Annotated in this window: 1 protein-coding gene; it reads right to left on the bottom strand. The window is 49.2% G+C overall.

Annotation, left to right across the window (positions count from 1 at the left end):
* A partial coding sequence (locus tag Q4563_RS17885) for a S1 RNA-binding domain-containing protein (protein ID WP_303605458.1) occupies positions 1-298 on the bottom strand: 298 nt, incomplete at its 3' end.
* Between the last annotated feature and the right edge of the window lie 35 nt (positions 299-333).

Genomic DNA, 333 nt, shown 5'->3' with positions numbered 1-333 from the left:
GATCCTTGGTCACTTGCACCACCAGCGACTGGCCTTCATGCAACAGCTGGTTAATCGGCGTCTGGCTATCAGGGTGGCCCAATTCAGCGGCATGAATAAAAGCCGCTCGTTCCAGGCCGATATTCACAAAAGCGGCCTGCATGCCGGGTAATACCCGCACCACCTTGCCTTTATATATATTGCCAACCAGGCCACGATGATTGGTGCGCTCAATGACTATTTCTTGCAATACACCGTTTTCTACCACGGCAACCCGCGTCTCGGTTGGTGTAATATTCATCAAGATTTCTGCGTTCATTACCAGATCCTTTTATTGTTTTGACGGGTCAATAA

This window comes from Gilvimarinus sp. 1_MG-2023 (assembly GCF_030548285.1).
This window is presented reverse-complemented; position numbering and strand designations above follow the sequence as displayed.